Origin of the sequence: Pannonibacter sp. (genome assembly GCF_051860505.1) — a bacterium.
Classification (GTDB): Bacteria; Pseudomonadota; Alphaproteobacteria; order Rhizobiales; family Stappiaceae; genus Pannonibacter.
Genome location: NZ_JBHYDX010000010.1, coordinates 31,608 through 53,591, shown reverse-complemented (window position 1 = coordinate 53,591; position 21,984 = coordinate 31,608). Strand labels below are relative to the sequence as shown.

Genomic DNA, 21,984 nt, shown 5'->3' with positions numbered 1-21,984 from the left:
TTCCCGCAGCCTGCCATTTATTTCGGAGTCTGGTTTTACGCTTTGTTTATTCCGTTCTCCCGTAATTGCTTCAAGGTTTGGGGGGAATGATGGCTTCTTTCATCAAATGGCTTTCGGGTGTCCGGATTTCCGCAAAGGTTGGCGGTGGCTTCGCTGCGATGGTGACGCTGACAACTCTGGTTGGCGGGATCGGCGCCTTTTCGGTCCTCGGTCTGAGTGAGCAAACGCATACAAGCGCAGCGGCAACAGCGGCTCTCGCTGGCTTGCAGGAGGTCACGGCTGCCAAGGAAGTCTATCTCGACACCCGCGAGCCGGCTGCAGCCGACCTGGTGGTCAGCCACCTCGACGCGCTGAAGGGGCAACTTCGCGACCTGAAGGCTGCCGGTGCGGATGCCTCGGCTGTCGACGCCGCCAACATCGCTGTCGACGGACTGGCCGCGAACTTCTCTGCCGTCACAAGCGCAATCGATGAGCAGCAACAGCAGATCGGGCGCCTGCTGGCCAGTTCCAGCAAGATTGAAAACCTCTCCACCGAAATTGGCGACGTGATGCTGACACAGCAGCGCGGGGCTGCGGAGGAGGTCAAGTCCGCCAGCCGCACCCGTGACCGGGCCGACAAGGCCGCGCGCCTCCTTGCTGAGGTGCAGGAACAGGCCCTTGAGGTGCAGAACCTGTTGCTGATTGCCGGACGGGCTGGCGACGCTGACGTGCTGCAGCAAGCGCAGGACAAGGCGCGGGCAATGGTTGAAGCATCGGCGGCGGCGGCCGCGGTGAAAGGAAGCGGCCTGGACGAGACCGCCGGCGCTGGGCTGACCGTGAGCGCCACGGCGCTGGCCGAAACGCTGTCGCCCATTTCAGCTATGCCCGATGCCTGGGGCCGCCGGGCCGCCGCAACCGCGATTGCCAATGACAGCCTGGAAACGCGCCGGAAGGCGGCCGATCTCCTGTCGGGGCTCTACGCAACCCTCGACGCGGCACGCAAGACGGCCGCTGGTGCCCAAAGTCGTCTGAGCATCGTCGAACTGGTCAAGGTCAATGCCGACAAGTTCGCACGAGCATCGCTGGAACTGCGGGCCGCGACCATGGAATCGCTGGCCCGTCCGTCCGGCTTCGAGCTGAAGCCTGTCGCAATGCGCGTCGACATGCTGCGCAGCCTGTCTTCGGTCCTTGCCGCCGATGTGGCGGCCTTCCCGCAGATTACGGATACGGTTGCCCGGATCACCGGTGAGGTTGACGCCTACGCTCAGGAACTCGCAGCCCTTGATGCGGTATCCGCCCGGCTTGCCGACAGCCGGAAGGCACTGGAAACCCTGTCGACGCAGGTGATGGGCGAGATCGCGACCATGACCGAGCGCCAAAGTGCGGCGACGGAACAGGCGGCCAGTGCGGCTCTGACCGTGATTGCAGCCGCCGTGCTTGCCGCCATTGTTCTGGCAACGGTGCTGGGCGTTGCCTTGTCGCTGCTCATTTCGCGTCCGACCCGCGCGTTGACCGCCGTGATGGACCGTCTGGCCCGTGGTGATACGAGCGTTACCGTCACCACCGCCGACCGTGGCGATGAGATCGGTGACATGAGCCGCACGGTTGAGGTGTTCCGCGACAATGCCATCGAGCGCCTGCGCCTGGAGGCCGAGAACCGCGCTGAACAGGAGCGCGCCGAGGCCCGGCAGAGGCGGATCGAGCATCTGATTGAGGACTTCCGGGAGACGGCCAGCCGGTTGACGTCGCAACTCGGCCAGACGGCCGGCGGTATGGAGACGACCGCGCGCAACCTGTCTGCCATTGCCGAGGAAAGCGCCCGCAAGGCCGGCGACACGCTGACGGTCAGCGATAGCGCGACCCATAGCGTGGAAAATGTTGCGAGCGCTGCCGAGGAATTGGCAGCCTCCATCGGCGAGATTGGCGGGCAGGTCCGCCGCACCAGTGCCATCGTCAATACGGCCAGCCAGTCGGTTGAGGACACCAACCGCAAGGTCGAAAGCCTGGCAGAGGCCGCTCACCGCATCGGCGAGGTCGTGACCCTCATCCAGGCGATTGCCGAACAGACCAATCTCCTCGCCCTCAACGCAACGATTGAAGCAGCGCGGGCAGGGGAGGCAGGCAAGGGCTTTGCGGTCGTAGCCGCCGAGGTCAAGGGCCTCGCCAACCAGACTTCCAAGGCAACCGAGGAAATCAGCGCTCAGATTGCTGCAATCCAGTCCTCGACGGCTGAGGCAGTCTCGGCCATTTCCGGGATCGTCCACACCATGGGCGAGGTCGACAGCTACACCGCAGCCATTGCGGCAGCGGTCGAGCAGCAGGGGGCTGCGACGTCGGAAATCTCCGGCAACGTCCAGCGCGCGGCCCAGGGCACCCTGGCCGTAAAGGCCAACATGGATGGCCTCGCCGGCACCGTGGAAGAGACCCAGTCGTCTTCGCAGTCGGTTCTTGCCGCAAGTGGCGAACTTGGAACCAAGACAACCGCGCTACGCACAGAAATCGACCGGTTCCTGGCCGAGGTGGCAGCGGCCTGACTTCCCCGTGGGGCTGATTTCTATCAGCGCCCTGGTCTTCGCAAGGCCTGTGACTTTGATCACAGGCCTTGCCACTTTCTTCCGCCACAGTCGCGCCCGTGCCGGTAAAACACGGCACCTGGGCCTGACACGAAGGGGGAGATCGGATGGCATTCTGTCCAAACGGACGAAGAGGAGCATGGGTCGGGGCGTTGCTTGGACTTGTCGGCTTGCTTCCCGGCGTGGCCTACGCACAATCGGGCACGACGCCCGACACGATGATTGTGCTTGATGTATCCAACTCCATGTGGGGGCAGATCGATGGCGTTGCCAAGATCGAGATCGCCCGTGAAGCGCTGGGCAATTTGCTGGACGAGTTGCCGGACGGCGGTCGAACCGGTTTGATGGTCTATGGTCATCGCCGGGAGGGCGACTGCTCCGATGTTGAGCTGGTGGCGCCGCTGACGCCCCTGGACCGGGCCGCGCTCAAGGCAGCCGCAGCAAGGGTCAAGCCGAAAGGCAAAACGCCCATCACCGAGGCTCTGCGCCAGGCGGCAACAAACCTCGGGGTCGCCGATCGGCCTACCCGCCTGATCCTCGTTTCCGATGGCATTGAAACCTGTTCCGGCGATCCTTGCGCCCTGGCGGCGGAACTTGCCCGCGCCGGCGTTGATTTCAAGGCGCATGTCATCGGCTTTGACATTGCCTCGCGTGCCGACCAGGCGAAAATCGCCTGTATCGCCAGCCTGACGGGTGGCAGCTACACCAATGCCCGCGATGCTGCAGAACTCTCTGAAGCCCTGAAGAAATCGGCAGCCAACGTCTCGCAGGAGGCGCCTGCGGCAAAGTTGCCCGAGCTGATCTTGACCGCGATTGACGGCGCAACCGGCAAGCCGATCGAGGGACCGGTCAGTTGGACGGTAAGCGGTCGCGACAGCGAAGCCGTCGTGGCGGCCGGGCTCACCGGCGGGACAGTCAGCCTGCCGCTTCCACCCGAAGCCTATACGGTTTCAGCGACGCTTCTGGAAAAGTCCGGCGGCGTTGAGGCCAGTGTCACCGACGCCGGGGGCACGGCGACTGTGGTCCTGGACGGTGTGGTCCCCAAGGCCAGCATCAGTCTTACCGCAGCCTCCGCTCCCGCCTCGTCGGTTCTCGCCGTCAGCTTCGAGGGGCCGAGGGAACCGGGTGATTTCCTGCGTATCGTGACGGCGGATGGCGAGCGGCTTGAAACCGATCTGTGGGTGCGGGTCGATGATGGCAGCCCTGTCGACATGCGCTTGCCCTCTGAGCCCGGCACCTATGAAATCGTCTATGTCTGGAGTGCGGGTGATGACCGCATCATCGCGCGCGCGCCCTTGACCGTTGTACCGGCCGAGCTGTCGCTCGAATTGCCGGCAACTGTCCCTGTCGGCGCGCAGGTTTCCGTCGACTGGAAAGGTCCGGGCGGGACAGGCGACTGGATTGGTTTCGTCCCGCAGGGGGGCGGTGCCGGGGACTATGCCGGCCGCTATGTCTTCGTCGAGACGGGCCCTGCCATGCTGATGGCCCCTTCGGAGACGGGCGCATATGAAGCGATCTATGTCACCGGGCATGACGGCGCGGTGGTGCAGCGCAAGGCGTTCGAGGTTACCGAGGGCAGCAGTGCCCTGGTTGCTCCAGCCTCGGCCGAAGCGGGCGCCGAGATCGACGTGACCTGGCAAGGGCCAGGCGGCAGCAGCGACTGGATCGGCGTTTCGGAGCCGGCTTCAGCCGCAGGCAGCTATCTGACCTGGACTCCGCCATCGGATCCCGTCGTGCGCCTGCGCTTGCCGCTGACGCCTGGAGCCTATGAACTGCGCTATGTGCTGTCGGCTGCTGACGGGGCCAAGGTGATGGCGGCGCAGGCCTTGACCTTGACAGAGCCGGACATCCAACTCGGTATTCCCACGGAAGTTGCCGCTGCAACCGACGTCACTTTCGCAGCCAAAGGCCCAAGGAACGGCTCGAACTGGATCGGCTTCACCTTGCCGGGTGCCGAGCCCGGCAGCTACAGCTCGGGGCTGTGGACTGGCGCTGAAGACATTGCGGATGGTCAGTTGACGATGCGAACCCCGCAAGAGCCAGGCGTCTATGAACTGCGCTTCGTCCTGTCCGGGACTGGCGAGCCGCGCATCGCGAAAACGGTGACGGTTACGGTGAAATAACCAAGCAAAGACAAAGACAAAAGCAAAAGCAAAAGCAAGAGCCGGGCAGGGGAACCTTCCCGGCTCTTGTCACTTGATTGGGAAGCGGATGTTCCCGTCTTGTCAGGCGGCCCGGATGTTGGAGAAGAAGGCATCCAGTTTGGTCTTCAGGATGTGCGACTGGCGGGCCAGTTCCTGCGAGGACGACAGCACCTGGACAGAGCCGGCGCCCGTCTGCGTTGCCGAGCCTGTGACATTGGTGATGCTCGATGACACCTGCTGCGTCCCATAGGCAGCCTGATTGACGTTGCGCGCGATTTCCTGCGTGGCCGCGCCCTGTTCCTCCACGGCTGCCGAGATCGCGGTGGAGGCTGAATTGATCCTGCGGATGATTTCGCCAATGCCCTGGATGGCGAGTGCGACCTGATTGGTGGCGTTCTGCATTTCATCGATATGCGCCCCGATCTCGCCGGTCGCGCGGGCCGTCTGGGCAGCGAGCGTCTTCACTTCGGTCGCAACCACGGCAAAGCCCCGGCCAGCCTCTCCGGCACGCGCCGCCTCGATGGTCGCGTTCAGCGCCAGGAGATTTGTTTGTCCGGCGATGTTGTTGATCAGTTCCAGCACGCCGCCGATACGGGACGCCGAGGCGACAAGGCCGTTGACGGTCGCCTCGGTCTCCGTCGCAGCTCTCAATGCTTGGTCGGAGATATTCGCCGACATTTGCACCTGGTTCGAGATTTCACCGATCGACGCGGCCAGTTCATCCGAAGCGGCTGCAACGGTCTGAACATTTGCCGCCGCTTGCTCGGAGGCTGCTGCCACAGTTGTTGCCGTCTGGGCGCTGGTTTCTGCGATCTGTGACAGGGATTCAGCTGTTGCTTCAAGCTCCGACGAGGCCGAGGCCACCGTGCGCAGGATCACGCCGACATCCTCGTCAAGGGTGGAGACCAGTTCCTCGATCAGCAGGGCACGCCTCTCCCGGGCCGCACGCTCTGCCGCCTGCTCTGCTTCGAGACGCTGGCGCTCAAGCCCATTTTCCTTGAAGACGGCAACGGCCGAGGCCATTCCGCCGATTTCATCCTTCCGGCCAATGCCTGGAACTTCGACGGCGAAGTCCTGGTCGGCCAACCGCTTCATGGCGTCTTGCATGGACTGGATCGGCCACAGGACGCTGCGGATCACGAATATGGCGACAAAGCCGGCAATCGCTGCCGAGAGCACCGCCAGCACCGCCATGATCGTCAGCGACAACTGGTCCGTTGCCTTGGCAGACTCATACTCTTGCCCCGCAACATCGATCTGCAAGTCGACGAGTTTGGAGATCGGGTCGCCAATAGGGTCGATGGTCGAATAGAGCGAGGCATTGATATAGGTCTCGAGCGCAGCCTGGTCCCGCGACTGCAGGATGTACTCAAGCCGTGTAACGGAGGGTTTGGCCGCCGACATGGCTGCATAGACCTCTTCAGCCAGAGCCTTCTCGTCTGGAACCATGTAGGTGGAACTATAAGCGGACCACTCCTTGTTGATGATCGAGAGAGCATCAGAAACCGAAGATTGTCCTTGCTCCCAAGTCAATGCACCACTGCGGACCTTGTGTGCGGTGTCGACAATGCTGACAGCATAAGAATCTGCAACCCGTTTCAGTTGTTTCATCGGAACAACTCTGTCATCGACAATTGTACGGATGGATTCATAAGAGGCTGACAAGGCGAAATAGCCACACAGGCCCATGACGGCGAGCATCAAAGTCATGATGACAAGACTGGCCAGAATCCGAAACTTTATGGTCATCGGGTTCCCCTAAGGAAAATTACCCGGCCAGTTTGCTCAAAAATGATGCAGAGGCGTAAGGGGGGAGCCGTAGCGAAGGGGTTATCAACAGGTTAATTGCACGCAGCGCGAGTATTATTCTATTGTAAAGTAACTTTTGCGACGCATCTCAACTGCAGAGTGGTCTGGTTGTATATTTTGGTTGCTGAAATGATGGATTGTGCAGGCGCTCAAGGGAAGGGCGCTGACAACGGTTTCGCGCGATGATTCGAAATCGCATGGACGCGAATTTCGACTCGTTGCAACGACAATTCATGAAGGAAAACTGGATGGTCGGAGTGGAGTGATTCGAACACTCGACCCCCTCGTCCCGAACGAGGTGCGCTACCAGGCTGCGCTACACTCCGATCCAGTGATGTCGGTCTTGCGACCGCCGGGAACGGCAGAGCTAGGTGCGCCGCCGATGTGGGGGGTAATTAGCACCGTGATTTGAGGTCCGCAAGAGCGCAATGCGAAGAAGACGAAAAAAGTTCGTGGCTAGAGCCCAAGGCGTGGATAAGTCACGGGAATTCCGCTGGAAAATGGCTGTAAACAGGTATTTCGGATGTTTCGGAGAGGTGCTTGCACCGTCTGGCGGCAGGAGGTATACAGCGCCTCACCCGACCGGACCGAGCCGTCCGGCCTGCTGGGGCGTCGCCAAGTGGTAAGGCATCGGTTTTTGGTACCGACATTCCCAGGTTCGAATCCTGGCGCCCCAGCCAAATTCTCCTGGATATGAATTAGAGCTGTTGTTGAAGAATGGCCCTGTAAGCGGTCTTCTGAGATTAGCTAAATGTGCCGTTGATTGAGCAAGTCGCCGCATTCCCTGAGCGCGTCGACAGCCAAGTTCTGCGGATTCCATTGGATCATTGTCATGGCTATGAACCCGTGGCCCAATCCTCGAAACGCAACCCATCAACGCGCGCGAACTCCCGCGTGTTGTTCGTCACCAGCACGCAGTCCGCTGCCAGCGCATGACCCGCAATCATGACGTCGTTGTTGCCAATTGGGGTCCCCTTCGCGGCCAGTTGCTGCTTGATGCCCGCGGCGCATTCAGCGGAAGCCGCGTCCCACGGCAGGATGATCGAGAGGCGGGAGATGAAAGCGTTGACCAGTTGCGCATGCCGGGGTGAGGCGTTGCGGCCGACGGTTCCCAGCAGCATCTCGTAATAGGTGATGACCGAAATAGCGATCTGGTGCTGCTCGTTTACAGTCTGTTGCAGCCGTTCAAGCACGGAGGCCGGCCGCTCGCGCATGATGAACGAGCAGATATTCGTGTCGAGCATGTAGACGACCGGCATTCGTTCCTTCCCCGTCGCGCCTTGAGCGTTCCTTGCCGTATGGGCTTGCTTTATTCATCGAAGGAGAATCGCCCATCTTCAATGAGATCGGGCCGTTCGTGCAGGAAATCGGCGTCGGCGCGGGGCTCGTCCAAGTAAGACAGCCAGTCCGGTCGCACCGGGCGCAAAAGGATCGTGTCGCCCTGTCGTTCGATGGTCAGCTCCGTTACGCCTTGAAACTCCAGGTCCTTGGGCAGGCGGATAGCCTGGTTGCGGTTGTTGCGAAAGATGGACACGGTGCGCGGCATGACGAGCCTCCATGGTGGAGATGAACATCTGCCATATGTCTAGCATATGCCAACGCTCAACTCCACGCTGAAATCAACTCAATCGCTTCGGCATCCACCGTGAGCAGGGTCATTTCTGCCGAAGGCGCATAGCATGGCGTTCTGTATGCGTCCAAAAACCCCAGCCAAATTCTCCCATCTTCCCAGATGCTTTCAGGTCGCTGGCGTTTTCTCGCGCTGCGGTGGTCTGTCGTGCTTTTACGTCGTTCTGGGATGTCTGCCAGGCGCCACCTTTTTGACAAGGGCGTTGATGGGGCTGAACGCTCAAGCCTCACGCAAGTCCGCCGCGTCACACCTGCCCCGCGCTTGGGTCCTTGTCGGCGAGGGAAAATTCGCTGTGCCTGTCTGGAGTGATGCGGACGGGTTGCGGCGGTCCTGCCCTGTTCTGGCACACCTGTGACCCGATCGACCGCCTGCCGACTTTAACACTTGTTAAGCAGTGCAGCTTATTTTCCAGACTGGGGTTGATGGGCAAGGACATGACCAAGCCGATGTTTCGCGCAGCTAGCCTCACCCGAACCGAACGCCGGACCGCAAGCCGGCGCTTGTGGAGCGGTGTTGGCAAACGTGCCTCGGCGTTTGTGTTCCTGCTGGCAAAGAACCTGCTGTTCTGGGGTTCCATGGTCATCAGTGGCTTTGCCCTCTATAGTTTGGTGGCCTGGCTCATCTAGGCCTTCAGGCGCGTGAACTGAAACAAAGTCCGGGAGGGAAGCCTCGTCGGGGTTAACCTTAACAGGTGGACTGGAGCCAGAATTCATGACCGGCGCAATGATCCTGATGTTTCTCGGCGCGTTGCTCTACGGTGTCGTGGCCTTGATGTTCCTCGCGTTTTCCTGCGCTGAGTTGATCGACACCAACCGGTCGAGCCGGCTCCGTCTGATGCTTGCAATTGGTGCTGCGATTGCCTGGCCTGTTGCCTTGGTGCTGGCGAGTGGTGCGGCCGTCTTGATGGCGCGTCCGCGGAGCGTCGCCCGGGGGCAGTCCAAGCCCTCAGCCCATCACACGTCGTCCGAGCCGGCTGAAGTCCTCCCTGGCAAGCGCCTTGCTGCCTGATCTGTCAGACTGAGCCGACGCCTGCACGAGCCTGTCTGAAAAGAAAGATATTTCCGGGCCGGGGATAAACACGCGCGTTGATGCCTCCGTTGGCTTGCCGATCAGTGCTACATCCATACCGGATCCAACGTCGCTGGCCTTGCGTTCCCCAATCAAATCCGGGCGATGACGGCACTTGAAGGTCGCGGCTGCCCCGCACTGTTGGCGTCCCGGCTGGCGTTGGCGCATTGGCCTGTGCAGGAAAGTAGCGGATATGAACCACCCGAGCCCGCAAGCCCATCCCCGTCATTCGCAGTCCGGCGTGCCGTTCGATCCGGCCGAAAGAGCGCTGCTGGCGATGGCGCTGGAGGCTGGCGAAGCCATACTTGCGATCTATGCCGCCGAGACCGACTTCAGCAGCAAGGGCGACGGATCGCCGGTGACCGCAGCGGACCATGCCGCGGAGGCAATCATCCTGCGCCGGCTTTCCGAGCATTTCCCGGACCTGCCAGTCGTGGCGGAGGAGGCCATTGCCGCTGGTCACATTCCAGCCAGCGGACCTGACTTCATCCTCGTCGATCCCCTGGATGGTACCCGCGAGTTCATCAGCCGCAATGGCGAGTTCACCGTCAACATCGCCATCATCCGTGGCGGCGTCCCGGTGCAGGGTGTCGTCTATGCCCCGGCGTCGGGCGACATCTACTGGAACGCAGACGGGGCTGCCTTTCATGCCAGCGTAAGGGACGGAGCGATTGCCGAAGTCGCCCCTATTGCGGTCCGGCCGGCCCCGGCAGGCGGCATTTCCATCCTGGCCAGCCGCTCGCATCTCTGCGCCCAGACGCAATCCATGATCGAGGCCCTGAACGCAACGGACGTTGTCTCGGTCGGCTCGTCACTCAAGCTGTGCTGGCTGGCCAGTGGCAGGGCGGACGTTTACCCGCGCCTGTCGCCGACCATGCAATGGGATATTGCAGCTGGTCACGCGGTTTTGCGGGCCGCCGGTGGCACTGTGCGCAACATCGCGCAAGGCGAGTGGCCGGAACTCGCGTACAGGCTCGTGCCGGATACGGATGTGGTTACCATGCTGCGCAATCCTGCCTTTGTCGCTCTTGGCGACCCGAGGCTGGTTGACGATGTGCGCAAGTGCCTTGCCGGAACGTCCGGATAGATGTCAGATCCGGTTGCGCCGGGCGAGCGCGGCTTCCCAGTCGAGCGCATGGCGCACGATCACGTTCAGGTCCTCGTGCTTGGGCTGCCAGTTCAGCTCCCGCAGGATGACATCGTTGGCGGCCAGGACCTCCGGCATGTCGCCCGGGCGGCGCTCACCAAGGCGAACTTCGAACGTTGCGCCCGAGGCAGCCTGAACGGCGTCGATGACCTGACGCACGCTGGAGCCCTTGCCATAACCGCAGTTCATGACCACGCTGCCGCCGCCGGCCCGCAGGCGCAGCAAGGCCAGACGATGCGCCTCGACCAGATCCCAGACATGGATGTAGTCGCGAACCCCGGTGCCATCGATGGTGGGATAGTCGGTGCCGAAGATCGTCATGTGATCGCGTTTTCCGAGCGCGGTTTCGCAGGCGATCTTGATCAGGTTGGTGGCATTCAGCGTTGCCTGTCCGGTCCGGCCTTGCGGATCGGCACCGGCGACATTGAAGTAGCGCAGCGCCGTGTAGCGGAACGGATGGGCGGCTGCCACATCCTTCAGCATCAGTTCCGTCATCAGCTTTGACAGGCCATAGGGCGACTGCGGTCGCAGCGGCGCATCCTCGCGCACCGGCACCTCGTCAGGATCGCCGTAGACGGCCGCCGTCGAGGAGAAGATGAACTTGTCGACGCCGGCATTGACGCAAGCCTCGATGACATTGCGCGAGACAGCCGTGTTGTTGCGGTAATATTTCAGCGGGTTGGAGACGGACTCCGGCAGCACGACGGACCCTGCGAAATGGATCACGGCCTCGACGGCGTGTTGCTTCAGGATCTGCTCCATTCGCAAGACGTCGCCGACATCTGCCTGGATGAAGGGCACGCCCTCCGGCACCAGCCAGTCAAAGCCGGTGACGAGATTGTCGACGACAAGGGGTGTTTCCCCCGCGTCGAGCAGGCATCGCACCATGTGGCTGCCGATATAGCCGGCGCCGCCAGTGATCAGGACAGTCATGCGGTCTCCTCATCCAGTCATGGAGGCAAGACATACCCTGAAAAGATTGACGAGGCTTTGAGGCGGCGCTCAGTCGCCCTCCGGATCCTTGCAGACATCAACCCAGTCAGCCCCTGTCAGCGCCGCCATCCGCTCGGGCGAGAGGCAGACAGCGGCGTTGACCGCGCCGGCGGCGGGATAGACTTGGGTAAACGCCTTGAGCGAGACATCGCAGCAGACGCGCAGCGGCCGGGCAAGGCCGAAGGGGCAAACGCCGCCGACCGGATGACCGGTTATCTCCTCGACCACGTCAAGGCCCAGCATCTTCACTTTCGAGCCGAAGGTCGCCTTGGCCTTCTTGTTGTCGAGACGGGCATCGCCGCGCGTCACGATCAGCACAACATCGTCGCCGGCCTGGATCGACAGGGTCTTGGCAATCTCCGCCGGCGTGACGCCCAGGGCAGCGGCTGCTTCCGCCACTGTTGCGGTGCTCTCCTCCTTCACCGTGACTGCGATGTCAGGCGCGTGTTCGGCAAAGAAAGCGCGGACACTGTCGAGGCTCATCTGTTTCTCCGGGAACAAGCAAATCGTGCGTACCGAACCGTTCGGTTCTGGTGCGACCAAAGCAGTTCGTTGCGGCCCTGTCCAGCCGCAGCGTCACAGGATCGGTTCGCCCGCGTCCCTTCCATCTGAGTGCAGCCAGTTCCAGGGAGCTACCATGGCGAAGGATCCGATCATCATTTATGGCCGTGCCGTTCAGGATGCGCGCAACCGGCTGCGGTCAGCCCAGATTTCGACCATGACCGACGTGCTGGTGGCCGAATTGTTCAAGCCGGGCACTGGGGATGGGACCGCTTTTGCCACTGTCTTTGCAGGCTGGGTCAAGAGCCTGCCAAAGCTTCCTGGAAAAGACTCCGGCACTGGCAGCCCGCTGGACCAGCGCGCTGCGGATGCAGCGAACCGCGCTCGGAAAGCCGCTCGCGTAAGGGCGGATGACTTTGTAACGCGCGATGGTGCGATCCAGGACATCTATGCCATCGGCGACATGCTGCGCTACGTTGGCGAGTATTTTGAATTTGGCGGTGGCGGACAGGACGCAACCGTCAATGCCGTGAACCAGTTTCGCGACGGGCTGCGCAACCAGCTCGCCTTCAACAAGGCCAACCGGGCCCGGCGGCCGGTGACGGACTTTGACCTCACCGAATGGCCAGATCTCGGCATCTTCAAGAACGAACTGCTCGACCGGTCCGTGGTCAAATACATGGAGCGCTTCTACGGTCCCTATATTGGTGCAGACATTTCCGGCACCACGACGGATGCACTGGATGTGCTGGCGTTTTTCATTGCCGGGGCGAATGGAACCGATCTTCTGGACATCTACGCGGGCACAGCCATCGGCCTTGGCGAGGAAATGGTGCCGATTGCCACGATGGTCCTGCAATATCATCACAGCCTGATGGAATGCGGGCTGGCGCTGAGCCTGTCGAGCAAGTCGATGGAAAACATCGCTTCGACGAATGGAGCCGCCCTGAAGCGTTTCAATTTCTACGACTATGCGACCTTCATCAACAGCTCGGCCCAGGATCCCATCGCCAGTGTCATGACACGCGGCAACCAGACGTTGACCCGGGATCTCGCCGGGCGCGGCCTGGTCATCATCCGCGATGCCATCGACATCAACGACAATCCTTACGCCGACACCGAAATTGCGCTGCTGCTGGACGATCCGGCGAACAATCGCCTCTTTGACCTGAACAGCCAGTACACCCCTTTCGCCGAAAAGCGGCGGGAGGTGATGATGAACGAAGACGGCTACTACCAGAACTGCAATCCCAGCCTGACGGCCTACGCGTCGCGTCAGTTCGGCAACCTGGCCGTGGCGAGCAAGAGCTACGATGATATCATCCGCATGAACTCCATTGACCTTGCTGCACTTCAGGCAACGGCACCGGCGCTGGTCTTTGACAACCTTGATGCTGCGCTAAAAGCCGATCGCCCCGGCGCGGCGCTCAACGCCCAGCAGGTGGCAGCGGCCCTGAAGCTGGCACCTCAGCCGCAATCCTCGGCCCAGCCAGCTTCCCAGCCTCAACCCGCGCCGCAGTTGGCGCCGGGGGATGAGCCGGATGCCGATGAAAGCTCCTTGCGCGGCATTGATCCGAACCGCCTGCGCAAGGCGCTGGCGATTGCCAGCCTGTTCGACAACTGAGGGAGGCGAATGATGCGTCGCTCAGGCGAAATGCGCCTCGGGGCGGAAGGAGGCGGGCAGGGGATGCTGCGGCGCCTCGTCCGCCAGCTCCGCCACAAGGGCGTCGGCGATGCGGTGCGCGAGACTGAAGCCGGTCTTGAAACCGCCCGTGGCGACGAAAGCGCGGCGCAGCCCCGGAACCGCGCCAACCAGCGGATCGCGCGCCTTCGGCTTCGGGCGAATGCCGGCCCAGGCCTCGATGACGGGGCGTCCGGCGAGTTGCGGGCAGAAGCGGATGGCACGGGCAACGAGGTCAGCCGTCGCCGCCGCTTCCGGCTCGGTATCGGTTACCCCAGCCAGCGCCGTGCTGCCGATGGCAACGCTGCCGTCGCTGTGCGGGACGACGTAGAGCCCGTCGCAATAGACGGCGGGCATGTCGGAAAGACCCGTGCCATCGATCCGAAGCGCCTGCCCCTTCTGGCCCTCGCCAAGCGTCTGGCCGGTGAGCGCGGCCAGCGCATCAAACGCGGCATAGCCCTGCGCCAGGACGATGCGGCCGGCACTGATCCGGGTGCCGGAGGAGAGCGTGACCGTCCCCGTTTTGTCGTCCAGCTCACCAAATCCCTCGCCGAGACGAAGTTCCGTCCGGTTCCCGTTCGCGCTGCGGCCGGTGGCGGTGAACGCGGCAGCGAGCGCTCCGAGATAGGCGCGGGGCGCCACGCGGGCCGCCAGCGTTTCCCGGACAACGCCGAAGGGCGCCGCCTCGGGGGCAATCCAGCCGCCAAGCGTGCCGGCATCCTCGACCGCATACGAAAAACCGGTGACCGGGGTCGTCCAGTGGGTCAACGCCTCGGCCGCGCGCGCCTCGTGATGCGCCCGAAGGTCCGCCGTGGTGATCGGCAGAACCCGGCCACAGCGGCGGTAGCCGCAGTCAAGGCCCGTCTCAGTCTCAAGGGCGGCAATAAAGCCGGACAGGGAGGCAAGCGCCTCGAACTGAAACGCCTTTTTCGCGTTCCAGCGGGCCGGCATGTGCGGCATCAACGCGCCAAGAACGCCCCCGCTCGCCCCTGAGCCAATGGCTTTCTGCTCCACAAGCGTTACCCGCAAGCCCTTGCGGGCGGCGCTGAGCGCGACCGACAGGCCAAAGACGCCAGCACCAAAGACGAGCACATCCGGGGACTTGGACACGAGGCGCGGGCTCCGCTAGGAAGGAAAGGCATCGGGACACAGGCTGTGCCGCCTCAGCGGGTTCTATCGCATGGCTCAGGACGAACAAAGGAAATTGCCGCAACCGGTTGCCGCGCCAGAGCTTGAATGGCTGGACGATGGCGTGCCCCGGGCGCCGCAATTTGGCGACACCTACTTTTCGCGCGCCGGTGGCCTTGCCGAAACGGCCCATGTCTTTCACGCCGGCAACGGCCTGCCGGCGCGCTGGCAGGGCAGGGACCAGTTCGTCATCGGGGAACTCGGCTTCGGTACCGGACTGAATCTGCTTGCCACCCTGGCATTGCTGCGCGATCAGCCCGCCGCGCCGCACCTGACCTTCATCACGGTCGAGGCCTTCCCGCTGTCGATCGCCCAGCTCGAGAAGGCCCATGCCGCCTTTCCGGAGCTGGGCATGCTTGCCGATAGTCTGCGGCAGCTACTGGCAAAAGCTCGCATCGGCGAGGGCGCCGCAGCGGGCTGGCACCTGATGGAAATGCCGGGCGTAACACTCTGGCTTGGTCTTGGAGATGTCAACAGGCTTGTCCCCGAGCTGGTGAACGAGAAGGCCCCTGTTGCCTTAAGTTCCTGTCTTCCCGTGGATGCCTGGTTCCTCGACGGCTTTGCCCCATCACGTAACCCGGAGCTCTGGCAGCCGGGTCTGATGCAGGCGGTCTATGCAGCAACAGCCCCGGGCGGGAGCTTCGCAACCTACACATCCGCCGGCTGGGTTCGCCGCGCCCTGGCCCAGGCCGGCTTCACCGTCGAGAAGCGCAAGGGCTTCGCGGGAAAGCGTCAGATGTCGGTGGGGTGGCGAGGCGAGGTTACCCCCGGCCGATAAAGGGCATCGTGGTGGCCATTACCGTCATGAACTGCACGTTTGCCTCCAGCGGCAGGCCAGCCATGTGCAGGACAGAGCTGGCCACGTGCTGCACGTCCATGACGGGCTCGGCAGCGACCGTTCCGTTGGCCTGCGGCACGCCCTTGCTCATTGCGTCGGTCATGTCCGAGGCGGCGTTGCCGATGTCGATCTGGCCGCAGGCGATGTTGAAGCGGCGGCCGTCGAGCGACAGGCTGCGCGTGAGGCCGGTGATGGCGTGTTTCGACGTGGTGTAGGCGACCGAGCCCGGACGCGGCACATGCGCGGAAATCGAGCCGTTGTTGATGATGCGCCCGCCCTGCTGCACCTGTCGCCGCATCAGCGCGAAGGCGGCACGGGCGATCAAAAAGGCACCGTTCACGTTCACGTCGATCACGTTCCGGAATTCCTGCGGACTGATCTCGTCGATTGTGCGCGAGAGCAGGCTGATGCCTGCATTGTTGAAGACCACGTCAAGCCGGCCAAACCTTGCCTCCAGAGCGGCGAACAACTCATCGACGAAGGCCTCGTCGCTGACATCGCCGGCAACACATAGCGCTTGTTCGGTTGGCGCGCCGGAGAGGGCCAGCGTCTCGTTGAGGGCGTCCAGCCGGCGTCCCGTCAGAACACCTGTGCCCCGGCCTCAAGGAAGGCAATCGCGGTGGCCCGGCCAATGCCGGCGCTGGCACCCGTGACGAGAATGGTCTTTTCCGACAAGGACATGTTCGCTGGGCCCGGTGTTGTGGTGGAGTTGGAACGGCGAAGAGAGGGCAGGTTAGAGGCCTCGCCCCGCCCATGCAATGGCTGGCGGGCTGTGGACATTTCACAGACTTTCCTTATCCTTACGGCAGTGCCGGGGAGGAGGCTGCGTTCATCGCGGTGCCGGCAGGAGGGAGACGCGAGGATGGGACTCACCCATGAGCCCTGGCTCGTTGCCTTGTCCGTTCTGGTTGCCTTCCAGGGCAGCTTTGTCGGATTGAGCATGGCCATCCGCGTGCGTGACGCGCGCGATGCACGCCGGCGCATGCTGCTGGCGGGCTCCGCATTGACCCTCGCCCTTGGCATCTGGTCCATGCATTTCGTCGGCATGCTGGCGGCGCAGCTGCCCGTGGCAGTTGATTTCCTCGTGCTGCCGACGTTGCTGTCGTTTCTGATCTGCGTCCTGGTCGTCGGGCTGGCGGTGTTCACGGCCGCACGGCGAAGGGGCGGGCTCACGCGGTTGCGATTGCTCATCGCCGCCTTTGTCATGGGCGCGGGCATTGCCACCATGCATTACCTCGGCATGCTGGCGCTGCATGCCTCGTCGCACATGACCCATGATCCGCGATTTGTCGGCGCCAGTTTTCTGGTGGCCTTCTGCGTGTCCGGCCTGGCGCTCTGGCTTGCCTTCGGCACGGTTCGCCGTCCGCCCGTTCTGGTGTCGGCGCTGGCGCTTGCACTTGCCATCGCGGCGATGCACTACATCGCCATGGCCGGCATGACGCTGATGCCGATGGAGGGCGGCGGTACGGGCGCGCCGGCTGTGTCGCCCGGTAGTCTTGCAATCATCGTCTCGGTGGTGGCCTTTCTCGTTTCCGGCCTCTTCCTGCTGACCCTTGTGCCGGAAACCGAGGAGGCGGAGCCGCCGCTGGCGCTGTCCGCACCAACGCCGGCCGCACAGCTAGGTCCCGCCTTTGCCGCCAGTGAGACAGCGCATCCGGGCGAAGACGACGAGGCAGCGCAAACGACCAGCGTTGCCTCTCTGGCGGCACTCTCGTCCGTGCCGGCAACCACGCGCGACGGTCTTGCAGAACCGTTGCGCCGCGCGGCGCTTGGCCTGCAGAGCGCGCCTGACGAGGCACGCCTGCGGTCTCAGCTCGCCGTGGGCGGCCTGTCCCTGCCCATTGAGCGCGATGGCGGCAAGGCGCGTCTGGCCGTTGGCGAGATTGTCGCCGTGCAGGCGGATGCCCATTACACCCGGGTGTTCGATCTGCATCGCGCCTATTTCTGTCCCCTGTCGATCACCGAAGTCGAACGCCTGCTCGACGGGCGCCATTTCACACGCGTGCATCGCTCGCACATCGTCAATCTCGGCCGGGTCCGCGCGTTGCGGCGGGCCGGGGACAGCGGAATGGTGCTGCTGGAAGGCAGTCATGGCCACAGCGCGCCGGTCAGCCGGTCCAAATGGCCAAGGCTAAAGTCCAGCGTTGCCAGCGGCACGGTCAACGCGGCCGAGTAGGCCGACGCGCAAAGTTCAATTCAACCGGAGTTTGCTCGTCTCCGCCCGTTGCGGGAGGAAATCATCCGTTTTTCGCCCGAGATGCGGCAACCCTGCTGACGCATTTCGTGCAGAGGCAGCGCGAATGGTGCAGCTCCCGTTGTGCGTGCACCGCACACATCGCCAGCCTCAGGATCAGGAGCAAGCGGTTTGGCCCGGTACCCCTGAGTTGACCGCACCGGTGAGGGAGGAAGCCGTGATCCCAGGACAGTTCACCTATCACAGACCATCGACCGTACAGGAGGCGGTGGCCCTTCTTGCCAGCCACGGCGAGGAAGCCCGGCCGCTGGCCGGCGGCCACAGCCTGATCCCGATGATGAAGCTGCGCATGGCGGCGCCCGAGCATCTTGTCGACCTCGGCGGCGTCGCCGAGCTGAAAGGCATTCGCGAGGACGGGGGCCACATCGTCATCGGCGCGACGACCACCCAGCACGAAGTGATCGGATCCGAACTTCTCGCCAGCAAGCTGCCGATCCTGCGCGAGACCTCGCTGGTCATCGCCGATCCTCAGATCCGCTATCTGGGCACCATCGGCGGCAATGTCGCCAACGGCGATCCGGGCAACGACATGCCGGCGCTGATGCAGTGTCTCGATGCGAGCTACGTGCTCGTCGGCCCGTCGGGCGAACGCCATGTGGCTGCGCGCGAGTTCTACGAAGCGGCTTATTTCACCGCACTGAGCCCCGACGAGATCGTGGCCGCGATCCGCATTCCGGTGCCGGCTGCCGGGCACGGCTATGCCTACGAAAAGCTGAAGCGCAAGGTCGGCGACTACGCCACGGCGGCGGCTGCCGTGATGCTGACCCGCAGCGGACATCAGATCACCTCCTGCGCCATCGGCCTCACCAATGTCGCCGACACGCCGCTGTTTGCCGAGGAGGCGGGCCGTATCCTGACCGGATCGTCCATGGAAGCCGATGTCGTCACCCGTGCCGTGGCTGCAGCCGAAGCAATCACCAATCCCGCCTCCGACGGCCGTGGGCCGGCGGAATACCGCACGCGCATGGCCGGCGTGATGCTGCGCCGGGCACTGGCCCGCGCCTATGACCGCGCAGCGGCCTGAGGGAGACAAAAATGAGCGAAATCGAAAAGCATCCCCTGACCCTCACGGTCAATGGCAAGAAGGTGCAGCGCTTCGTCGAGCCGCGCACGCTTCTGATCCACTTCCTGCGCGAGGAACTGTCCCTTACAGGCCCGCATATCGGCTGCGAGACATCCCACTGCGGCGCCTGCACCATCGAGATGAACGGCATGTCGGTGAAGTCCTGCACCATGTTCGCCGTCCAGGCGAACGGGGCGGAGATCACCACCATCGAAGGCATGGCCGCTGCCGATGGCACCCTGTCGGCTTTGCAGGAAGGCTTCCGCCAGATGCATGGCCTGCAGTGCGGCTATTGCACGCCCGGCATGATCCTGCGCGCGCATGTGCTCTTGAAGGAAAACCCGGACCCGACCGAAGCGGAAATCCGCGCCGGCATTGCCGGTAACCTGTGCCGCTGCACCGGCTACCAGAACATCGTCAAGGCGATCCAGTACGCCGCCGCCAAGCTGGCCGGGCGTGACTTCCAGGAGGCAGCAGAATGAACGACATGACGCTGACCAAGGAACAGCGCGAGGCCCGGCTGGAAGGCATGGGCTGCAAGCGCAAGCGCGTCGAGGACATCCGCTTCACGCAGGGCAAGGGCCAGTATGTCGACGACATCAAGATGCCCGGCATGCTGTTCGGCGACTTCGTCCGCTCCCCTTATCCGCATGCACGGGTAAAGAAGATCGATGCCTCGCGGGCCCTGGCCCTGCCGGGCGTGATTGCGGTTCTGACGGCGGAAGACCTCAAGGGCGTCAACCTCGCCTGGATGCCGACGCTCGCCGGCGACGTGCAGATGGTGCTGGCTGACGGCAAGGTGCTGTACCAGAACCAGGAAGTCGCCTTCGTGCTCGCTGAGGACCGCTATCTCGCCGATGATGCGATCCAGCTTGTCGATGTGGAATATGAGGAACTGCCGGTTCTGGTCGACCCGTTCAAGTCGATGGACCCGGATGCGCCGGTGCTGCGCGAGGATCTGGTCGGCAAGACGAGCGGTGCGCACGGCCCGCGCAAGCACCACAACCACATCTTCACCTGGGATGTCGGCGACAAGGACCTGACCGACAAGGCCTTCCGCGAGGCCGATGTCACGATCAAGGAGCTGATTTCCTATCACCGCACCCATCCCTCGCCGCTGGAAACCTGCCAGTGCGTCGCGGCGATGGACAAGGTGAAGGGCGAACTGACGCTTTACGGCACCTTCCAGGCCCCGCATGTCATCCGCACCGTGGCCTCGCTGCTCTCGACGATCCCGGAGCACAAGATCCACGTCATCGCGCCGGACATTGGCGGCGGCTTCGGCAACAAGGTCGGTGCCTATCCCGGCTACATCTGCGCCATCGTCGCCTCCATCGTCACGGGCCGTCCGGTGAAATGGGTCGAGGACCGGATGGAGAACCTCTCCACCACGTCCTTTGCCCGCGACTATCACATGACCACCGAGATCGCCGCCCGCAAGGATGGCACGGTGACGGGCCTGCGCGTGCATGTGCTGGCCGACCACGGCGGCTTCGATGCCTGCGCCGATCCGTCGAAGTGGCCGGCCGGCTTCTTCAACATCGTCACCGGCTCCTATGACTTCCCCGTCGCCCATCTCTCGGTCGACGGCGTCTACACCAACAAGGCGCCCGGCGGCGTTGCCTACCGCTGCTCGTTCCGCGTGACGGAAGCTGCCTACTGCATCGAGCGGGGCATGGACATCCTGGCGCAGAAGCTCGGGATGGATCCGGCGGACCTCAGGATGAAGAACTTCATCCGCCGCGACCAGTTCCCCTACCAGTCGGCGCTTGGCTGGGAATATGACAGCGGCGACTATCACCTCGCCATGCAGAAGGCGATGGACACGCTGAACTATCGCGCGCTGCGCGAGGAGCAGAAGCAGAAGCAGGAAGCGTTCCGGCGCGGCGAGACCCGCGAGATCATGGGGATCGGCATCTCGTTCTTCACCGAGATCGTCGGCGCCGGCCCGTCCAAGAACTGCGACATCCTGGGCGTTGCCATGTTCGACAGCGCCGAGATCCGCGTCCATCCGACCGGATCGGTGATCTCGCGCATGGGCACCAAGAGCCAGGGCCAGGGACATGAGACCACCTGGGCCCAGATCATCGCCACCGAGATCGGCATCCCGGCCGAGAACATCATGGTGGAAGAAGGCAACACCGACACGGCCCCCTACGGCCTTGGCACCTATGGCTCGCGCTCCACGCCGGTCGCCGGTGCGGCCATCGCGCTGGCGGCCCGCAAGATCCGCGCCAAGGCGCAGATGATCGCGGCCCACATGCTCGAGGTCTCCGAGTACGATCTGGAGTGGGATGTCGATGGGTTCCAGGTGAAGGGCAACCCTGAGGCGCGCAAGTCCATGACCGAGATCGCCTGGGCCGCCTATCATCTGCCGCCCCCGGGCATGGAACCGGGGCTGGAAGCGGTCAGCTATTATGATCCGCCCAACATGACCTATCCGTTCGGAGCCTATTTCTGCGTGATGGACATCGACGTCGATACGGGCGTTGCCAAGACCCGGCGCTTCTACGCGCTCGATGACTGCGGCACCCGCATCAACCCGATGATCATCGAAGGCCAGGTGCATGGCGGCCTGACCGAAGCCTTCGCCATCGCGATGGGGCAGGAGATCCGCTACGACGAGGCCGGCAACGTCATGGGGGCGTCCTTCATGGACTTCTTCCTGCCGACCGCCGTCGAGACGCCACACTGGGAAACGGACTTTACCGTGACCCCCAGCCCGCATCACCCGATCGGGGCCAAGGGCGTGGGCGAAAGCCCGAATGTCGGCGGCGTGCCGGCCTTCTCCAACGCGGTCAACGATGCCTTCGCTTTCTTGGGCTCCACCCACATCCAGATGCCGCATGACAGCTGGCGCCTCTGGAAAGTGGCCAAGGAACTCGGCGCGACGGCCTGACAACGCCAGAGGCCGGGCGGGGCGCTTGCGCTCCGTCCGGGGCGCGGGGGTGGCGCAGTTTCGTGCAGGCTGGATGTCACCTTGTGTCTTCCGGTAGGCCTCTCAGCCCCCTCCCCCTCGTGGGGAGGGGTGAGGGGGGGGCAGGGGAGGTCGTCGGATCACAAGGCGTCTGAAGATGACTTGGCCAAGAACGCAAGCTGCTTGGATCCAAGTCCGT

Annotated in this window: 17 protein-coding genes, 2 tRNA genes and 1 pseudogene; 12 read left to right on the top strand and 8 right to left on the bottom strand. The window is 63.3% G+C overall.

Features of this window, described 5'->3' with window-relative positions:
* Positions 1-86 precede the first annotated feature (86 nt).
* Both ACTIFE_RS08965 and ACTIFE_RS08960 read left to right on the top strand, forming a co-directional pair.
* Positions 87-2,513: a methyl-accepting chemotaxis protein gene (locus tag ACTIFE_RS08965; protein ID WP_439528810.1), complete on the top strand. Its 2,427-nt coding sequence runs from the start codon at positions 87-89 to the stop codon at positions 2,511-2,513.
* A 146-nt stretch (positions 2,514-2,659) separates the two neighbouring features.
* Positions 2,660-4,675 carry a vWA domain-containing protein gene (locus ACTIFE_RS08960; protein ID WP_439528809.1) on the top strand — a complete coding sequence of 672 codons (2,016 nt, stop codon included), beginning with the start codon at positions 2,660-2,662 and terminating at the stop codon, positions 4,673-4,675.
* A gap of 102 nt (positions 4,676-4,777) precedes the next feature.
* Here the strand turns inward: ACTIFE_RS08960 and ACTIFE_RS08955 are convergent, their stop codons facing one another.
* Complete coding sequence (locus ACTIFE_RS08955) at positions 4,778-6,445, bottom strand: methyl-accepting chemotaxis protein (protein ID WP_439528808.1); 1,668 nt, start codon at positions 6,443-6,445, stop codon at positions 4,778-4,780.
* Positions 6,446-6,754: 309 nt separating this feature from the next.
* Positions 6,755-6,831: transfer RNA gene (locus ACTIFE_RS08950), tRNA-Pro, on the bottom strand.
* A gap of 279 nt (positions 6,832-7,110) precedes the next feature.
* Here ACTIFE_RS08950 and ACTIFE_RS08945 point away from each other — a divergent pair.
* Positions 7,111-7,185: transfer RNA gene (locus tag ACTIFE_RS08945), tRNA-Gln, on the top strand.
* A 156-nt stretch (positions 7,186-7,341) separates the two neighbouring features.
* On the opposite strand, the gene ACTIFE_RS08940 is transcribed toward ACTIFE_RS08945, so the two are convergent.
* Positions 7,342-7,764 (bottom strand): type II toxin-antitoxin system VapC family toxin, encoded by a 423-nt coding sequence (locus tag ACTIFE_RS08940; RefSeq protein WP_439528807.1) that lies wholly within the window; start codon positions 7,762-7,764, stop codon positions 7,342-7,344.
* A 50-nt stretch (positions 7,765-7,814) separates the two neighbouring features.
* Positions 7,815-8,051 (bottom strand): type II toxin-antitoxin system VapB family antitoxin, encoded by a 237-nt coding sequence (vapB, locus tag ACTIFE_RS08935; RefSeq protein ID WP_439528806.1) that lies wholly within the window; start codon positions 8,049-8,051, stop codon positions 7,815-7,817.
* A gap of 518 nt (positions 8,052-8,569) precedes the next feature.
* Here vapB and ACTIFE_RS08930 point away from each other — a divergent pair.
* The 3 genes from ACTIFE_RS08930 (at position 8,570) to cysQ (ending at position 10,290) form a co-directional block, all read left to right on the top strand.
* The gene (locus ACTIFE_RS08930) at positions 8,570-8,761 is read left to right on the top strand and encodes a hypothetical protein (RefSeq protein WP_439528885.1); all 192 of its coding nucleotides are present in this window, start codon (positions 8,570-8,572) and stop codon (positions 8,759-8,761) included.
* An 85-nt stretch (positions 8,762-8,846) separates the two neighbouring features.
* A complete protein-coding gene (locus ACTIFE_RS08925; protein ID WP_439528805.1) occupies positions 8,847-9,143 on the top strand; it encodes a hypothetical protein in 297 nt (98 codons plus the stop codon).
* Positions 9,144-9,396: 253 nt separating this feature from the next.
* Positions 9,397-10,290 (top strand): 3'(2'),5'-bisphosphate nucleotidase CysQ, encoded by an 894-nt coding sequence (gene cysQ, locus ACTIFE_RS08920; RefSeq protein WP_439528804.1) that lies wholly within the window; start codon positions 9,397-9,399, stop codon positions 10,288-10,290.
* 3 nt (positions 10,291-10,293) lie between these two features.
* Here cysQ and galE read toward each other — a convergent pair whose 3' ends face one another.
* Complete coding sequence (gene galE / locus ACTIFE_RS08915; RefSeq protein ID WP_439528803.1) at positions 10,294-11,283, bottom strand: UDP-glucose 4-epimerase GalE; 990 nt, start codon at positions 11,281-11,283, stop codon at positions 10,294-10,296.
* A 69-nt stretch (positions 11,284-11,352) separates the two neighbouring features.
* Complete coding sequence (locus ACTIFE_RS08910) at positions 11,353-11,826, bottom strand: YbaK/EbsC family protein (protein ID WP_439528802.1); 474 nt, start codon at positions 11,824-11,826, stop codon at positions 11,353-11,355.
* 154 nt (positions 11,827-11,980) lie between these two features.
* Between ACTIFE_RS08910 and ACTIFE_RS08905 the strand changes: the two genes are divergently transcribed.
* Positions 11,981-13,468, top strand: a complete 1,488-nt coding sequence (locus ACTIFE_RS08905; protein ID WP_439528801.1) for a hypothetical protein — start codon at positions 11,981-11,983, stop codon at positions 13,466-13,468.
* Positions 13,469-13,489: 21 nt separating this feature from the next.
* Here ACTIFE_RS08905 and ACTIFE_RS08900 read toward each other — a convergent pair whose 3' ends face one another.
* Positions 13,490-14,635 carry an NAD(P)/FAD-dependent oxidoreductase gene (locus ACTIFE_RS08900; RefSeq protein WP_439528800.1) on the bottom strand — a complete coding sequence of 382 codons (1,146 nt, stop codon included), beginning with the start codon at positions 14,633-14,635 and terminating at the stop codon, positions 13,490-13,492.
* Positions 14,636-14,705: 70 nt separating this feature from the next.
* Between ACTIFE_RS08900 and mnmD the strand changes: the two genes are divergently transcribed.
* The gene (gene mnmD, locus ACTIFE_RS08895; RefSeq protein WP_439528799.1) at positions 14,706-15,491 is read left to right on the top strand and encodes a tRNA (5-methylaminomethyl-2-thiouridine)(34)-methyltransferase MnmD; all 786 of its coding nucleotides are present in this window, start codon (positions 14,706-14,708) and stop codon (positions 15,489-15,491) included.
* Here the strand turns inward: mnmD and ACTIFE_RS08890 are convergent.
* Positions 15,475-16,232 (bottom strand): annotated as a pseudogene (locus ACTIFE_RS08890) (SDR family oxidoreductase). The gene mnmD and the pseudogene ACTIFE_RS08890 sit on opposite strands and share 17 nt — an antisense overlap.
* A 181-nt stretch (positions 16,233-16,413) precedes the next feature.
* Between ACTIFE_RS08890 and ACTIFE_RS08885 the strand changes: the two are divergent.
* The 4 genes from ACTIFE_RS08885 to ACTIFE_RS08870 all read left to right on the top strand — a co-directional run bounded on the left by ACTIFE_RS08885 (position 16,414) and on the right by ACTIFE_RS08870 (position 21,767).
* Positions 16,414-17,727, top strand: a complete 1,314-nt coding sequence (locus tag ACTIFE_RS08885; RefSeq protein WP_439528798.1) for an MHYT domain-containing protein — start codon at positions 16,414-16,416, stop codon at positions 17,725-17,727.
* 235 nt (positions 17,728-17,962) lie between these two features.
* Positions 17,963-18,829: an FAD binding domain-containing protein gene (locus ACTIFE_RS08880; RefSeq protein WP_439528797.1), complete on the top strand. Its 867-nt coding sequence runs from the start codon at positions 17,963-17,965 to the stop codon at positions 18,827-18,829.
* Positions 18,830-18,840: 11 nt separating this feature from the next.
* A complete protein-coding gene (locus tag ACTIFE_RS08875; protein ID WP_439528796.1) occupies positions 18,841-19,350 on the top strand; it encodes a (2Fe-2S)-binding protein in 510 nt (169 codons plus the stop codon).
* A complete protein-coding gene (locus ACTIFE_RS08870) occupies positions 19,347-21,767 on the top strand; it encodes an aerobic carbon-monoxide dehydrogenase large subunit (RefSeq protein ID WP_439528795.1) in 2,421 nt (806 codons plus the stop codon). The genes ACTIFE_RS08875 and ACTIFE_RS08870 overlap by 4 nt, the downstream gene beginning before the upstream one ends.
* The last annotated feature ends 217 nt before the right edge of the window (positions 21,768-21,984 follow it).

What these genes read in the sequence shown, in the direction of transcription:
- vapB (WP_439528806.1), bottom strand. Translation starts at nt 8,051, where the DNA reads ATGCCGCGCACCGTGTCCATCTTTCGCAACAACCGCAACCAGGCTATC.
- ACTIFE_RS08955 (WP_439528808.1), bottom strand. Translation starts at nt 6,445, where the DNA reads ATGACCATAAAGTTTCGGATTCTGGCCAGTCTTGTCATCATGACTTTG.
- ACTIFE_RS08925 (WP_439528805.1), top strand. Translation starts at nt 8,847, where the DNA reads ATGACCGGCGCAATGATCCTGATGTTTCTCGGCGCGTTGCTCTACGGT.
- ACTIFE_RS08905 (WP_439528801.1), top strand. Translation starts at nt 11,981, where the DNA reads ATGGCGAAGGATCCGATCATCATTTATGGCCGTGCCGTTCAGGATGCG.
- galE (WP_439528803.1), bottom strand. Translation starts at nt 11,283, where the DNA reads ATGACTGTCCTGATCACTGGCGGCGCCGGCTATATCGGCAGCCACATG.
- ACTIFE_RS08885 (WP_439528798.1), top strand. Translation starts at nt 16,414, where the DNA reads ATGGGACTCACCCATGAGCCCTGGCTCGTTGCCTTGTCCGTTCTGGTT.
- mnmD (WP_439528799.1), top strand. Translation starts at nt 14,706, where the DNA reads ATGGCTCAGGACGAACAAAGGAAATTGCCGCAACCGGTTGCCGCGCCA.
- ACTIFE_RS08965 (WP_439528810.1), top strand. Translation starts at nt 87, where the DNA reads ATGATGGCTTCTTTCATCAAATGGCTTTCGGGTGTCCGGATTTCCGCA.
- ACTIFE_RS08930 (WP_439528885.1), top strand. Translation starts at nt 8,570, where the DNA reads ATGACCAAGCCGATGTTTCGCGCAGCTAGCCTCACCCGAACCGAACGC.
- ACTIFE_RS08910 (WP_439528802.1), bottom strand. Translation starts at nt 11,826, where the DNA reads ATGAGCCTCGACAGTGTCCGCGCTTTCTTTGCCGAACACGCGCCTGAC.
- ACTIFE_RS08960 (WP_439528809.1), top strand. Translation starts at nt 2,660, where the DNA reads ATGGCATTCTGTCCAAACGGACGAAGAGGAGCATGGGTCGGGGCGTTG.
- ACTIFE_RS08870 (WP_439528795.1), top strand. Translation starts at nt 19,347, where the DNA reads ATGAACGACATGACGCTGACCAAGGAACAGCGCGAGGCCCGGCTGGAA.
- ACTIFE_RS08875 (WP_439528796.1), top strand. Translation starts at nt 18,841, where the DNA reads ATGAGCGAAATCGAAAAGCATCCCCTGACCCTCACGGTCAATGGCAAG.
- cysQ (WP_439528804.1), top strand. Translation starts at nt 9,397, where the DNA reads ATGAACCACCCGAGCCCGCAAGCCCATCCCCGTCATTCGCAGTCCGGC.
- ACTIFE_RS08940 (WP_439528807.1), bottom strand. Translation starts at nt 7,764, where the DNA reads ATGCCGGTCGTCTACATGCTCGACACGAATATCTGCTCGTTCATCATG.